The following is a 13,845-nucleotide window of genomic DNA, read 5'->3' as shown; positions in this document are numbered from 1 at the left end:
CTGCCAGGCGCGGCCCTCTGTTCAGGGCAGTTCGGCACTGGCCGGTAGTTCAACAGTCACCTCCAGGCCGGGCCGGGTATTGCGGGCACGGATGTTGCCGCCGTGCTGTTCCACTGCCCTCTTGGCGATGGAGAGCCCCAGTCCGTGACCGCCGGTGTCGCGGCTGCGGGCCGTGTCCACCCGGTAAAAGGCGTCGAACACGCGCTCCAGCTCCGCTTCCGGAATGCCCGGGCCGGTATCGCGTACGCTGACCCGATAGTGGCCGCCGTACTGTTCCAGGCTCATCTCCACCCGGCTGTCGGCGGGGCTGTGGTGGACGGCGTTGCGCAGGATATTCTCGAAGGTTTTGCGCAGCAGGTCGCCCCGCGTGGCCACCAGGGCCTGCTCCAGTTCGCAGTGCAGGTTGACCTGGCGATTACCGGCGCGGGCTTCGAAGTCGGCATCGGCGCACAGCTCGCGCAGCAGGATGCCGAGGTCGATATGTTCGTCCAGGGCGCTGTTGCTGCTCTGGGTGCTGAGCAGCTGGCCCACCAGTTCGTCGAGGCGTTCCACTTCCCGCTCCAGTCGATTCAGCTGGGTGGTGGGCGGGCCGGATGACTGCTCGGCCAGGGCGAGGGCGATTTTCATCCGCGCCAGCGGTGAGCGCAGTTCGTGGGAAACATCGCTGAGCAGGCGCTTCTGGGCTTCCACCCGGCGCTGCAGCTGTTCGGCCATGCTGTTGAAGCTGCGCGCCAGTTCGTCGGCTTCGTCGCCGCCCTGGGCGCGCACGTCAATGCGGGTGTCGAGCTTTCCCGCGGCCAGCGAACGCGCCGCCTGGCGCAGACGTTCCAGTCGGCCTGTCATCATGCGCGACAGAAAATAGCAGAGCAGGCCGCTGATCAACACCGCCAGCAGAGTGCGCAGCCAGAGTTTGTCACTGAGAGTGCGCAGCAGACTGCGATGTTTGTCGTCACGCCCCATCATCACCGCCCGCAGCAGGCCCTGCTGCTCGCGATAGATCAGGTGGGCGGCGATGGGCGGGGCGTTTTCTCGTCGCAGCAGGATGCGGCGCTGGCCGGGGCCGAGCTGGTCGGCGGCCAGCCGCGCGCTCTCTGGAACCTTGCGGCCCAGCAGGTCCTGGCCGCTGCCGTTGAGGAGGTAAATGCGGGTGTGATGGCGCTGGTCGCTGCTGCGCAGTATCTCCACCAGCTCATCGTCGCCGGCATTCTGCAACTGGTAGATCAGGCGCAGCACGAAGCGCGGTGGTGGGCCGGGGCGTTCCACATCGACAATTTCACCGGGCAGGGACTCGAAATAACTCGCCGCCAGCATCCAGCTAGCGAGGATGCCGGTGCTGATCAGCCAGAAACCGACGAACAGCTTGATGTAGAGATTGTTGCGTAGCCTCACGCTAGTGATCCGCCATTGTCCGGCGCGTACTGGTAGCCGGCGCCGCGCACGCTGAGAATGAGGTTGTCGCCGCCGCAGTCCGCCAGCTTGCGCCGGATCTTGCTGACGTGCACATCCACGCTGCGGTCGTAGGCGGACAGCGGCCGGCCCAGGGCCTCCTGGCACAGGGTGTCTTTGTCCACCACGTCCCCTGCGCGGGCCAGCAGGCTGTGCAATACGTTGAATTCGGCGCTGGTCAGGCTCAGGGATTCCCCGTTGTAGCTGGCCTGGCGCTGGGCGCTGTTCAGGTGCAGGCGTCCGACCTGCAGTTCACGACTGGGGCTGGTCTCATCCGGCGCCTGGGTGCGGCGCAGTATGGCCCGCAGGCGGGCCGCCAATTCCCGCGGGTTACAGGGCTTGGGCAGGTAGTCGTCGGCGCCCAGTTCCAGGCCGACAATGCGGTCGGTGTCTTCGCCGCGTGCGGTGAGCATCAGCACCGGGGTGTGGCTGAAGGTGCGCAGCCGGCGCAGCACATCCAGCCCCTGCAGGCCGGGCAACATGATGTCCAGCACGATGGCGTCGTAGGACTGTTCGCGACAATGGGCGAGGGCCTGCTCACCATTGTGTTGCGCATGCACGCGAAAGCCCTCCAGGCTGAGGAATTCGGCCAGCAGTTCGCACAGTTCGGTATCGTCGTCGATGATCAGAATGTCGGCGTCCATGGGCTCCGTCCCCTGAGTGTCAGGCTGGATTGTCAGCGTTTGCACTGGCCCTGTCACGCCACTTAACCTGGCGAGGCTGTTCTTAACGCTTCTTTACACGGATGCTGCGGAGTTTAACCGGGGCGCTGCCTACACTGGCTCCAAGTTCTGCTGCTGTAGAGCGAGACACACCCCACAGGAGATTGCCATGAAACAACTGTTAAAGCAGACCCTCACTGCCACCGGCCTCAGTATCGCCCTGCTCGGTGCTGGCACCAGCCTGGCAGGCCCCGGACCTGAACGCGGGCCGGGCACCGATGTCGTGATTGAACGAATGAGCGAGAGGTTGTCGCTGAGCGATGACCAGGAGACGCGGATCCGCCAGATTATGGAGAGCCAGCGCAGCCAGGGCGAAGCCGATCGCGAGCGGCTGGGCGAACTGCGCGAGACACTGCGCAGCAACAGCGACAGCGGTGACAACTTTGACGCCGGTGCCGTGCAGAGTGCCGCCGACGAGATCGGCCAGATCACCAGCCGCATGACCTACCAGATGGCTGAATCCCAGCACCAGGTGCGGGAAGTGCTCAGCGACGAGCAGCGCGCCAAACTGGACCAGATGATGGAGCGCCGCAAGCAGCACGCCGGCCACCGCTTCGGCAAACGCGGGGAGGGCCGCCCCGGCGAGGAATCGGACGACGAGGACATCTGAGCAGGGACTCCCTTACCAAGCCCTGTCGCCTGGGGTGGCCGCCGCCACCCCTTTTTTCGTTCCTGCGGTACTAACGAAAATCCCGCGAATCCACCCGGAAGCCGAACAGATGCTGCGAACAGTCCTCCAGCGCGCCGGCAATCACGTGCACTACCTCGCCGTTGCTTTCCACGGTGCCTTTCACCAGCAGCAGCTGGGCCCGCAATAACGGCTCGCGAAAATGGGCCTGGGTGGCCTTCCACACAATCACATTGATGTTGCCGGTCTCGTCTTCCAGGGTGAGGAAGAGGGTGCCCTTGGCGGTGCCCGGTCGCTGCCGGTTGGTGACCAGCCCGGCCACCCGGACGAAACGCCCGTGGCCGATCGCGGCCAGCTCGGCCTGTGTTTTGCAGCGCCGGAAGGGCAGCTGCGAGCGCAGCAGGGCCATGGGGTGGGGGCGCAGGCTGAGGCCGCTGCTGTGGTAGTCGGCGGCAATATTCTGGGCCAGGCTGGGGGGCGGCAGTTGCACGGCCTGCTGGGGTGATTCCCCGCGCTCGCCGAGCAGCGGGCGACTCTCCTCGATGCCCGCCACCTCCCAGTGGGACTGGAAGCGGTGGCCGCTGATACCGCGCAGGGCATCTGCCGCCGCCAGTAGCTGCAGCGGCCGCCTGGCCAGCCCGGCGCGGCGCGCCAGATCCCTGCTATCCCTGAAACCCTGCGCCTGCCTCGCTGCCACGATACGCTGGCCCGCGCTTTCCTCCATCCCCGACACGCTGCACAGGCCCAGGCGCAGGGCGAGGTCCGGCGCCTCTCCCTCCAGCGTGTTTTCCCACTCGCTGTAGCGCACATCGGCCGGCCGCACTTCCAGCCCCCGGCGGCGGGCGTCCTGCACCAGCTGTGAGGGGGAGTAGAAACCCATGGGCTGGCTGTTCAGCAGGGCGCAGTAGAAGGCCGCCGGGTGGTGGCATTTCAGCCAGGAGGAGAAGTAGCACAGCAGGGCGAAGCTGGCGGAGTGGGACTCGGGAAAGCCGTAGCCGCCAAAGCCCTTGATCTGCTCGAAGATGCGCTCGGCGAATTCGCGCTCGTAGCCGTTGGCCAGCATGCCGTCGATAAAGCGCTGCTGGAATTGCAGCAGGTTGCCGTTCTTGCCCCAGCTGGCCATGGCCCGGCGCAGGTTGTCGGCCTCGCCGCCGGAAAAGCCCGCCGCCACCATGGCGATGCGAATGGCCTGTTCCTGGAAAATGGGCACGCCCAGGGTACGCCGCAGCACCTGGCTCAGGGGCGAGTCGGGAATGCTCTCGGGCGTCAGGCCGTCGCGCAGTTCGGCGCGGCGCTTGAGGTAGGGCGTCACCATGTCACCCTGGATCGGCCCCGGGCGCACGATGGCGATTTCGATCACCAGGTCGTAAAAGCAGCGCGGCTTGAGCCGCGGCAGCATCGACAGCTGGGCCCGGGATTCCACCTGGAATACACCGATGGCATCGGCCCGGCACAGCATGTCGTAGGTGGCCGGGTCTTCCCGGGGGATGTCCGCCAGGCTGGCGATACCCGGCTGGTAGCGACTCACCAGTTGCAGCCCCCGGCGCAGGGCCGACAGCATGCCCAGCGACAGCACATCCACCTTGAGCAGGCCGAGGGATTCGAGGTCGTCCTTGTCCCACTGGATGATGGTGCGCTCGGGCATGGCGGCGTTTTCCAGCGGCACCAGGTCGCTGACCTGGTCCTGGGCGATCACAAAACCCCCCACATGCTGCGACAAATGGCGGGGGAAGCCGCAGATGGCCTGCACCAGCGCCAGGTAGTGCGGTACCAGGTCGCCGCCTTCGCTCCCGGCATCGGCGCCCAGCAACTCCCTCGCGCGCTGGGCCAGGTCGCCGCCGCGGTCCCACCAGGCCAGGGATTTGGCGAGCTGGTCTACCTGCTCAGGCGCAAAGCCCAGGGCCTTGCCCACATCGCGCACCGCGCTGCGGGTGCGGTAGGTGATGACAGTGGCGGCCAGGGCGGCGTGCTTGCGGCCGTACTTGCGGTAGATGTACTGGATGACCTCCTCGCGGCGCTGGCTTTCGAAGTCCACGTCGATATCCGGTGGTTCGTTGCGCTCTTTGGAGATAAAGCGCTCGAACAGTACGTCGACCACCTCGGGGGAAACCTCGGTAATGTGCAGGCAGTAACAGACCACCGAGTTGGCAGCGGAGCCGCGCCCCTGGCACAGGATGCCGCGCTCGCGGGCGAAGCGCACCAGGTCGTGGACGGTGAGGAAAAAGTACTCGTAGCCCAGTTCCTCGATCAGCGCGAACTCCTTCTCCAGCGCTTTTACCGCGGCGGCTGGTGGGCCTTCCGGCCAGCGCCGGCGGGCGCCCTCCGCCACCAGTGCGCGCAGATGCCCGATCGGGCGCAGTCCTTCAGGCACCAGCTCGGCGGGGTACTGGTAGCGCAGTTCGTCCAGGTTGAAGGTGCAGCGGCGGGCGATGCTGAGGGTTTGCGCCAGCAGCGCCGGCGGGTAGAGCCGGGCCAGCACCTGGCGCGGGCGCAGGCAGGCTTCGGCATTGGCAGCCAGGCGCGTGCCCAGCGCCTGCACGGGCTGGCCCAGGCGGATGGCGGCCAGCACATCGTGCAGGGGCTGGCGCGAGCGGCAGTGCATCTCGGCCCGGCCACAGGCGACCAGCGGTATCCGCAGCTCCCGCCCCAGTTGCAGCAGGCCTTGCCAGTGCTCCGGCTCGGCGCCGCTGAAATGGCGGCTGGCGCCGAGCCACAATCGCTCGCCAAAACTGCGCCTGAGTTCAGCGCCGACGGCGGCACTGGCGGCTGCCGGCTCCGGCAGCCACAGGATCAGGCAGCGCTTCAGGCGAAAGCGCAGGTCTTCCATGTGCAGACGGTACAGCCCTTTGGGGCTGCGTCGCCGGGCCAGGGTAATCAGCCCCGACAGTTCGGCATAGGCGGCGCGGTCGGTGACCAGGGCCAGCAGGCGACAGTTGTCATCGACCTGGAACTGGCTGCCGATGATCAGGTGCAGTCCCAGCTCCCGGGCCCGCACATGGGCGCGCACCACGCCGGCCAGGGAGCACTCGTCCGCCAGCGCCAGGGCGCGGTAGCCCAGCCTGTGGGCCTGCTCTACCAGCTCGTGGGGATGGGAGGCGCCGCGCAGGAAGGTAAAGTTGCTGAGTGCGGCCAGTTCTGCGTAGGGAGGCGCTTCAGGCGGAGGAGGCTCAGGCAAAGAGGCCATGCAGGTACCACTCACCGCTGTCGCCGTCGCGGTAGACCCAGTAGTGCCGGGCGTCGTCGCAGCGGGCGACGAAATAGTCCCGCGCGGTGGCGCCTGCCGGCTGCCACCAGTAGCCGCGAATGCGCTCCGGCCCGCGCAGCAGCTGCAGGGCCCCGTGCCAGTACAGATGCCCGCCGCGGTAGTGCAGGGGTTGCGGCGCGCCCAGCAGCCAGCAGGGGCGGGGGCCGGGGGGAGCCTGCACTGTCGGTCGCGGCGCAAAGGGCGGCGCCGCCTGCTGGCTGTATTCGGGCAGGTGTTCCGGGCAAAGCTGTATCTGGTAGAGGGCACCGCCCCCCAGGCGGGCCTGCAGCCGCGCCACCAGGGCCCGGGCCTGTTCGTCTGTCCGCTCGCAGCCGCTCAGCTCGAACAGGGGCTGGCTGCGCAGGTCTACCGCCACGGTCTGCTGGCAGGTCAGTTCCAGGCGCTCCACGTCAAAGTCCAGCTGGACTCTCTCGAAGTGAAGGCGGGTCAACCCCAGCAGCATGTCCCAGCGCCCGTGTACCCGACTGCAGCTGACCGGCACCGCCAGCCGCCGGTGCTGCGGCGAGCACAGCTGCCAGCAGATCTGCTGGCACTGCAGCTGCCGGCTGACCAGCCAGGTCACCAGCTGCTGCAGCAGCTCGCGGGCCGGCGCTTCCAGTTGCCCGCTGTCGCGCAGGGGGAAGTTGAACTCGAGCTGGCGGTGGAAGCTTTCCCCGGCCTGGAAGAGCGGCGCCGGTGCGGCGGCGCTGCCCTCAATGCCGGCCAGCCAGGCCACAAAGTCATTGCCGAAACGCCGCCCCAGTTCCGCCCGCGGCAGGTCCAGGACCTCACCCAGCCGGCCCAGCCCCATCTGCTGCAGGCCGCTCACCGCCCGGGGGTGCTCCGCCAGCAGGTGCAGGGGGGCCGCCTGCAGGCGCTGCATGAACTCTGCCCTGCTGTCGTCCGCCGCCGGCGGGTGCTGCTGGAAGGACAGTATCCAGGCCCCGGGAGCCGTGTGGGCCAGGCCCAGGTGGTAGTGGGGGGCGAGGCTGTCGAGGTCCGCGCAGATGCGCTGGCAGAGAAGCTCCACGCCGCCGAACAGGCGCAGGCAGCGGGAGATTTCCAGCAGCAGGCTGTCGCCGTGGCAGGTGCTGATATGGGGTGTGTAGTCGTAGGCCCAGGCCGTCAGTTCGTCCAGCGCCGCGGCGCGCTCCGGTTCCGGCGGCAATCGGGTAAAGCGCAGTGCCAGCCACAGCATCAGCCCGGCGCCTCCAGCGGCAGTACGGCGGCCGCGACAGGGGGGCGCGCCTGTTGCTGTGCTGAGGACAGTGGCAGGCCGGCGGACTCATCGAAGGTGCGCAGGGCCCAGTTGGCTGGCCAGGGCAGGGTGACCTGCAGGCCTGCATCACCGCCGCGCTGGCGACGGATATATACCTGTGCTCCCGCGCGCCGGGGCTGCAGCGCCAGGCGCAGCGCCGCCGGGCTGTGGCTGCGCATGCTGCCGGTGCTCAATGCAATACAGAGACTGTGGCCGTGAGAGGCCGCCAGTTGCACCTTGCGCAGCTCGGCGTAGGACAGGGCGCGGCGGCTCTCCCAGAACAGCAACAGCCGGATGCAGCCGGCGTTAAGCCCCTCCAGCACCGCCGCCAGCAACTCGTTGCGCTGGCTGGCGCGCACCACCAGCAGGCGCTCCAGCGGAATGCCGAGCTGGGCGAGGGCGGCGCCGCAGGGCAGGGCGGGGGGATTGACCAGCAGCAGGTAGCCGCCCTCGGCGGCGCTATCGCGCAGGCTGCGCGATAGCAGCAGCCACTCCCCGCTCCCCAGCCGGGGCGCGCCGATTTCTACCAGTGCTCCCAGCGGCCAGCCGCCGCCCACCAGGTGGCGATCCAGTTCGGCAAAGCCGCTGGGACGCACATCGCCCAAGCGCAGAGCGCGGCGCCCGCGCCAGACATCCCCGCGACGGAGCAGCTGATTGAGAGAGGAAGGTGTTTGCATATACTGTATTTTTGTACAGTATATGCGGGAGGTCAATTATCGGGCTGCAGCCCCTCTGTTCCACGCTCGTCGTGCAGCATGTCGTGCCGTTCGTGGATGGCGTTCTGCCGGTCCAGCATGCCGATATCGAGCACCGGAGAGGCGTCGATGTGCTGGGCGTCCATCATCTGTGCTATGCGCTGGAGTGAGGAGATGATCATGGTCTGCTCCCACTCCTGCAGGTCGCCGAACTGGCGGGTGAACTGGGCCTGCAGGGGCAGGGGAGCGCTCTTGAGCATCTCCATGCCCTGGTCGGTGAGGTAGGCGTGCACCTTGCGCTTGTCGGTCTTGGAACGCTCGCGGAAGATCAGTTCGCGCTTTTCCAGGCGGTCGAGAATGGAGGTCACCGTTGCCTGGCTGAGACTGACATCGGTGGCCAGTTCGCCGATGGTCACCTCGCCCTTGTCGCGGATCGACTGCAGCAGCAGGATTTGCGGCGCGGTCAGCCCGGTGGTTTTGGCGAGGTGCTTGGAGTGCAGGTCGGTGGCGCGGATAACCCGTCGCAGGGCGACCAGGACTTCATCGATGCGGCCCAAGAGTGTTTCCTGTCCAGAGAAGAGAAGGGCCGGATTATAACCACCCACTTCCCATTCCCGGAAAGTTCCATCCTCAAAATCTTTCGCCTCACTGGATTCCGGCGGCTTCTTTCTGGCTGTCTGTGCGGTCATTCGCTTCTCGTTTTTCGGTCATTGTATTGAAATGTATAGAGAGCTAAACAAATAATTCGTTCAATTTGAAGGCGATTCTCTCTGATAGTGGCCAAAATGTGAACAAATAACTCGAAATTGGGGGTTATAAAATCAAAATCACGCCACTATAATATCGAACACGAAATATTTGAGCAGAAATATTTAGGAGTAGATAGATGACTGCCGAAATCACATTGCGCGTTCCTGTCCGGGAAGACGGCAATGCGGTACACCAGCTGATAGGGTGTTGCCCGCCGCTGGACACCAATTCCATGTACTGCAATCTCCTGCAGTGCGCCCACTTCGCCGACACCTCGGTGGCCGCCCTGATGGACGGCGAGCTGGTGGGCTTCATCTCCGGCTATATCATCCCCGGCCGCGACGACACCCTGTTCATCTGGCAGGTGGCGGTGGGCGAAAAAGCCCGCGGCCAGGGGCTGGCCGGGAAAATGCTGGCCCATATCGTCGAGCGCCAGCACTGCGCTGACGTGCGCTTTATGGAAACCACCATTACCGAAGACAACGCGGCCTCTTGGGCCCTGTTCAGTCGCTTTGCCGAGCGCCGCGAAGCCGAAATGTCGCGCAGCGTCATGTTCGACAGGGAGCGCCATTTCGGTGGCGAGCACGCCTCCGAGTTGCTGGTGCGCATCGGCCCCTTCGGCGGCCAGGCCGCTGTCCGCGCTGCCGGTTGAAGCCGCAGCGTCATTACCAGTCACTGTCCGCAAGACACAACATTCACGCCCAGATACTCAAGCAAGAGGAACTGCCATGAAAATTTTTGAAGAAATCGAATCCGAAGTTCAGAGCTATGCCCGCTCCTTTCCCCGCGTCTTCAATCGCGCCCAGGGGGAATTCCTGTACGACGAGGACGGCACCGAGTACATCGACTTCCTGGCCGGCGCCGGCACCCTGAACTACGGCCACAACAACCCGGCGTTCAAGGAAAAGCTGCTGGAGTATATTCATGCCGACGGCATCACCCACGGCCTGGACCTGCACACGCGCGCCAAGGGCACTTTCCTCGAGGCGTTTAACGAGAAGATTCTCAAGCCCCGGAGCATGGAGTACGTGATGCAGTTCACCGGACCCACCGGCACCAACGCGGTGGAGGCGGCCCTGAAACTGGCCCGCAGCGTGACCGGGCGCGAGAATGTGATTTCCTTTACCAACGGCTTTCACGGCGTGAGCCTGGGTTCCCTGGCCACCACCGGTAACTCCCATCACCGCGGCGCCGCCGGCGTCACCCTGAGTGGCAGCAGCCGCATGCCCTATGACGGCTATCTCGGCGAGGATATCGATACCACCGCCTACCTGGACAAGGTGCTGTCCGACTCCAGCAGCGGTGTCGACCTGCCGGCGGCGGTTATCGTCGAAACCGTACAGGGCGAGGGTGGTATCAACGCCGCCAGCGTGGAGTGGCTGCGCAACCTGGAAAGCGTGTGTCGCAAGCACAACCTGCTGCTGATTGTCGATGACATCCAGGCGGGCTGCGGCCGTACCGGCACCTTCTTCAGCTTTGAAGAGGCCGGCATTACCCCGGACATCATTACCCTGTCCAAGTCCCTCGGCGGCTACGGCCTGCCCTTTGCGGTGGTGCTGATCCGCCCCGAGCTGGACCAGTGGAAACCGGGCGAGCACAACGGCACCTTCCGTGGCAATAACTTTGCCTTTGTCACTGCAACTGCCGCCATCGATGAATACTGGAGCGATGACAACTTCGCCCGCAGTGTGCGCGCCAAGGGTGACTATGTGGCCAAGCGCCTGAACCAGATCGTGGAGAAGTACGGCGAGGGCAATTTCACCTCCTGCGGTCGCGGCATGTTCCGCGGCATCAACTGCGTCAACGGCGATATCGCCGGCAAGATCACCAGCGCCGCCTTCAAGAAGGGGCTGATCATCGAGACCAGTGGCGCAGACGACCAGGTAGTGAAATTCCTGTGTCCGCTGGTGATCAGCGAAGCGAGCCTCAAGCGCGGTATCGATATCGTGGAGCAGGCCATTGCCGAAGTGTGCGCCGGCGAAGACAGCATTCCGGAGACGGTGGACTACTTCGACGAGGACTACCAGATCGAAGCCGGCGACGAGAGTGAGCGCGAAGTGATGCAGCGCGCCAGCTGAGGCGCATACCGCAGCGAACAAATATGGGTTGAACGGGGCCTGGGGCCCCACCAATACGGAGTGAAGTAAACGATGATAGTGAGAGATCTTGAAACCGCGTCCGCCACCGGCCGCAAAATTGTTTCACCGGATGGCAACTGGGACAGCGTGCGCATGTTACTGAAAGACGACAACATGGGCTTCTCTTTTCATATCACCACCATCTATGAAGGTGCGGATTTTGGCATGCACTACCAGAACCACCTGGAGTCGGTGTACTGCATGTCCGGTGAGGGCGAGGTGGAAACCGTGGCCGATGGCAAAAAATACCCCATCAAGGCCGGCACCCTTTACATCCTCGATAAAAACGACAAGCACATCCTGCGCGCCACCCGGGAAATGAAGATGGCCTGTGTGTTCAATCCGCCCCTGCACGGTACTGAAGTGCACAACAAGGAAGGTGCCTACGAACTGGAGGCGGATACCGTCACTGACTGAAGTGGACGTCGCCGGTGGCGTCCGGCCTGTCGTGACTGACAGCGGTCGCCACCTGGATCACTCACTTCAAACGGAACGGGAGACAACATGAATTTACACAGTGTGGAGAAAATCGGCGGTACGTCCATGAGCGACTACATCGCTGTACGCGACCACATCGTATTTGCCCAGGCCGCCGAGGGCACCCAGTACCAGCGGGTGTTCGTGGTATCGGCCTATGGCGGTATGACCAACAAGTTGCTGGAAGACAAGAAGGATGGCACCCCGGGCGTGTATGGCCTGTTTGCCGAGGGCTTTCGCGACGACAATTGGGTCGCGGCGCTGGAGGGCGTGCGCGCCGCCATGTACGAGAAAAACGCCAGCCTGTTTGAAGACCCGCTGCAGCTGCGCGCCGCCAATGAATTCATTGGCGAACGCCTGGACAGTGCACGCCAGTGCCTGGAGGACCTGCAGAGCCTGTGCCGCCACGGTCACTTCTCGGTGGAAGACCACCTGGCCACGGTGCGCGAGATGCTGGCCAGTGTGGGGGAGGCCCACAGCGCCTGGAACACCGCGCGCCTGTTGCAGGGAGACGGTATCAATGCAGTGTTTGTCGACCTGACCGGCTGGCAGTCCGCCGAGCATATTTCCCTCGACGAGCGCATCCTGCAGGCCTTTGCCAATCTCGACCTGAGCAAGCAAATGCCGATTGTGACCGGCTACGCACACAGTGAGGACGGCCTCATCAGTTCCTTCGATCGCGGCTATAGCGAGATGACCTTCAGCCGCCTGGCGGTGCTCACCCATGCGCGCGAAGCCATCATCCACAAGGAATTTCACCTCAGTACGGCGGATCCTGGCCTGGTGGGCGAGGACAACGCGGTGCCGATCGGCCGCACCAACTACGACGTGGCGGATCAGCTGGCCAACCTCGGTATGGAGGCCATCCACCCCAAGGCGGCCAAGGGCCTGCGCCAGAACGGTATCGCCCTGCGGGTGAAGAACACCTTCGAACCGGAGCACGGCGGCACGCTGATTACCGGCGATTATGTTTCCGATACCGCCTGCGTGGAGATTATTGCCGGCTGCCGCGGGGTATACGCGCTGGAACTGTTCGACCAGGACATGGCCGGCAAAGTCGCGGACTACGACATGGAAATCCTGAAGACGATCCAGCGTTTCCGCGCCCACAACGTGGCCAAGGACATCAACGCCAACACGGTGACCAACTACCTCGCCACCAACCTGAAGACGGTAAAGCGGATCAAGACGGCACTGGAGGAGCGTTTTCCGGAAGCGGAAATCCGCCAGCAGAAGGTGGCTATTGTCTCCGCCATTGGCAGCGACATGCAGGTACCGGGCATTCTGGCGAAGACGGTCAACGCCCTGTCCGAGCACGATATCAGCGTACTGGCGATACACCAGTCCATGCGCCAGGTGGATATGCAGTTCGTGGTCAACGAGGAAGATTACGAGCAGGCCATTCGCAGCCTGCACGCAGGCCTGGTGGAACCCCACGACCACGGCCGCGCCATCTGCCTCGCCTCCTGATCCGCTCCCCTCACCGGCCCGCTGCAGTAGCGCAGTGGGCCGGTGAGGGCTACGCTACGGCGAGGTTGTTTCAACACCCTGTCAGTGGTGATGCTGGCTCGCTTTTGCGTGCAGCAGGTGTTCGCTGTGGGAGGCGGTAGTGGCCAGGCTCCACAGGCCGCCGGCAATCAGTAGCAGGGCAATGGCGCGGCGCATGCCGCGGGAGCGCAGCAGCGCTTGCAGGCGGGTCGCTCCGACACTCACCAGCAACATGGCGGGCAGTGTGCCAGCGCCAAAGCTGAGCATTGTGGCCGCGCCATCCAGAGTGCTTTGGCGCGTTGCCGCCAGCGCCAGGGCGCTGTAGATCAGGCCGCAGGGCATGACACCCCAGCACAGGCCGAGGGCCAGTGCCTCTCGCGGCCTGCGCAGGGGAAGCAGCGGGGCCGCGAGTCTCTGCAGCGGGCGCCAGAGGAAGGCACCCCCCCGCTCCAGCCACTGCAGGCCGAACCACCAGTTTCCGATATAAAGTCCCATGGCAATCAGCAGCAGTGCGGCCAGGTAGCGCAGGGCCAGGGTCCATCCGGCAACATCGGGGGTTGCGGCGAGAGTGCCAGCGGCGGCGCCGAGCAGGGTATAGCTCAGCAGTCGCCCGCAGTGGTAGGCGGCGGTGGTGGCAGGCGTTGCCGCTCCGCCGAGACCGAGTGCAGCGCTGATACCTCCGCACATCCCCAGGCAGTGGCCGGCGCCAGCCAGGCCGACAGCAAAGGCCGCCAGCAGGCTTGCATCGCTGAGCAGGCTGTCCGGCAAAAGCGTCAGTCCCGCCCGCCGGTTTCGCTGCCGGCCCCGCTACCAGGTGTATCTCCGGGCGCCGGTTTTTCATCCTTGCGCCCGGGCACGTCATCATCCATCACAACGCGCCAGGCCTCCTTGTCGAGGTCGTCATACTGGCCGTTGTTAATGGCCCACAGCAGCAGGCGCAGGGCAACAATGCAGAAGATGAGAGCGACGGGAATCAGCAGATAGAGGCTTGCCATGGTG

13 protein-coding genes are annotated in these 13,845 nt (G+C 65.0%); 5 read left to right on the top strand and 8 right to left on the bottom strand.

The window, feature by feature from the left end; all coding sequences use genetic code 11:
- Window positions 1-21: 21 nt before the first annotated feature.
- Window positions 22-1,389: an ATP-binding protein gene (locus tag FVW59_RS09860; protein WP_148064102.1), complete on the bottom strand. Its 1,368-nt coding sequence runs from the start codon at window positions 1,387-1,389 to the stop codon at window positions 22-24.
- Complete coding sequence (locus FVW59_RS09855; protein ID WP_148064101.1) at window positions 1,386-2,090, bottom strand: response regulator transcription factor; 705 nt, start codon at window positions 2,088-2,090, stop codon at window positions 1,386-1,388. Before FVW59_RS09855 ends, FVW59_RS09860 begins: the two co-directional genes overlap by 4 nt.
- 187 nt (window positions 2,091-2,277) lie before the next feature.
- Between FVW59_RS09855 and FVW59_RS09850 the strand changes: the two genes are divergently transcribed.
- Entirely contained in the window at window positions 2,278-2,778 is a 501-nt protein-coding gene (locus FVW59_RS09850) for a Spy/CpxP family protein refolding chaperone (RefSeq protein ID WP_148064100.1), read from the top strand.
- A gap of 70 nt (window positions 2,779-2,848) precedes the next feature.
- Here FVW59_RS09850 and FVW59_RS09845 read toward each other — a convergent pair whose 3' ends face one another.
- Genes FVW59_RS09845 through FVW59_RS09830 form a run of 4 tightly spaced genes read right to left on the bottom strand, consistent with a single transcriptional unit; the run spans window position 2,849 to window position 8,550 of the window.
- Entirely contained in the window at window positions 2,849-5,980 is a 3,132-nt protein-coding gene (locus FVW59_RS09845; RefSeq protein WP_148064099.1) for an error-prone DNA polymerase, read from the bottom strand.
- On the bottom strand, window positions 5,964-7,238 hold the full coding sequence (locus tag FVW59_RS09840; RefSeq protein WP_148064098.1) for a Y-family DNA polymerase: 1,275 nt from the start codon (window positions 7,236-7,238) through the stop codon (window positions 5,964-5,966). The genes FVW59_RS09845 and FVW59_RS09840 overlap by 17 nt, the downstream gene beginning before the upstream one ends.
- Window positions 7,238-7,975, bottom strand: coding sequence for a translesion DNA synthesis-associated protein ImuA (imuA, locus tag FVW59_RS09835; protein WP_148064097.1), 738 nt, complete (start codon window positions 7,973-7,975; stop codon window positions 7,238-7,240). The genes FVW59_RS09840 and imuA overlap by 1 nt, the downstream gene beginning before the upstream one ends.
- Before the next feature lie 32 nt (window positions 7,976-8,007).
- On the bottom strand, window positions 8,008-8,550 hold the full coding sequence (locus FVW59_RS09830) for a MarR family winged helix-turn-helix transcriptional regulator (RefSeq protein WP_222711467.1): 543 nt from the start codon (window positions 8,548-8,550) through the stop codon (window positions 8,008-8,010).
- Window positions 8,551-8,879: 329 nt separating this feature from the next.
- Between FVW59_RS09830 and ectA the strand changes: the two genes are divergently transcribed.
- The 4 genes from ectA (at window position 8,880) to FVW59_RS09810 (ending at window position 12,828) form a co-directional block, all read left to right on the top strand.
- A complete protein-coding gene (ectA, locus tag FVW59_RS09825; RefSeq protein ID WP_148064095.1) occupies window positions 8,880-9,395 on the top strand; it encodes a diaminobutyrate acetyltransferase in 516 nt (171 codons plus the stop codon).
- A 76-nt stretch (window positions 9,396-9,471) separates the two neighbouring features.
- Window positions 9,472-10,821, top strand: coding sequence for a diaminobutyrate--2-oxoglutarate transaminase (gene ectB, locus FVW59_RS09820; protein WP_148064094.1), 1,350 nt, complete (start codon window positions 9,472-9,474; stop codon window positions 10,819-10,821).
- Window positions 10,822-10,893: 72 nt separating this feature from the next.
- Window positions 10,894-11,298: an ectoine synthase gene (locus FVW59_RS09815; RefSeq protein WP_148064093.1), complete on the top strand. Its 405-nt coding sequence runs from the start codon at window positions 10,894-10,896 to the stop codon at window positions 11,296-11,298.
- A gap of 87 nt (window positions 11,299-11,385) precedes the next feature.
- Window positions 11,386-12,828, top strand: a complete 1,443-nt coding sequence (locus FVW59_RS09810; RefSeq protein WP_148064092.1) for an aspartate kinase — start codon at window positions 11,386-11,388, stop codon at window positions 12,826-12,828.
- A gap of 81 nt (window positions 12,829-12,909) precedes the next feature.
- Here FVW59_RS09810 and FVW59_RS09805 read toward each other — a convergent pair whose 3' ends face one another.
- Both FVW59_RS09805 and ccoS read right to left on the bottom strand, forming a co-directional pair.
- Entirely contained in the window at window positions 12,910-13,614 is a 705-nt protein-coding gene (locus tag FVW59_RS09805) for a sulfite exporter TauE/SafE family protein (protein WP_246139695.1), read from the bottom strand.
- A gap of 5 nt (window positions 13,615-13,619) precedes the next feature.
- Window positions 13,620-13,841 carry a cbb3-type cytochrome oxidase assembly protein CcoS gene (ccoS, locus tag FVW59_RS09800; protein ID WP_148064091.1) on the bottom strand — a complete coding sequence of 74 codons (222 nt, stop codon included), beginning with the start codon at window positions 13,839-13,841 and terminating at the stop codon, window positions 13,620-13,622.
- Window positions 13,842-13,845 lie beyond the last annotated feature (4 nt).

The organism is Parahaliea aestuarii (assembly GCF_008064635.1).
GTDB classification, from domain to species: domain Bacteria; phylum Pseudomonadota; class Gammaproteobacteria; order Pseudomonadales; family Halieaceae; genus Parahaliea; species Parahaliea aestuarii.
This window is presented reverse-complemented; position numbering and strand designations above follow the sequence as displayed.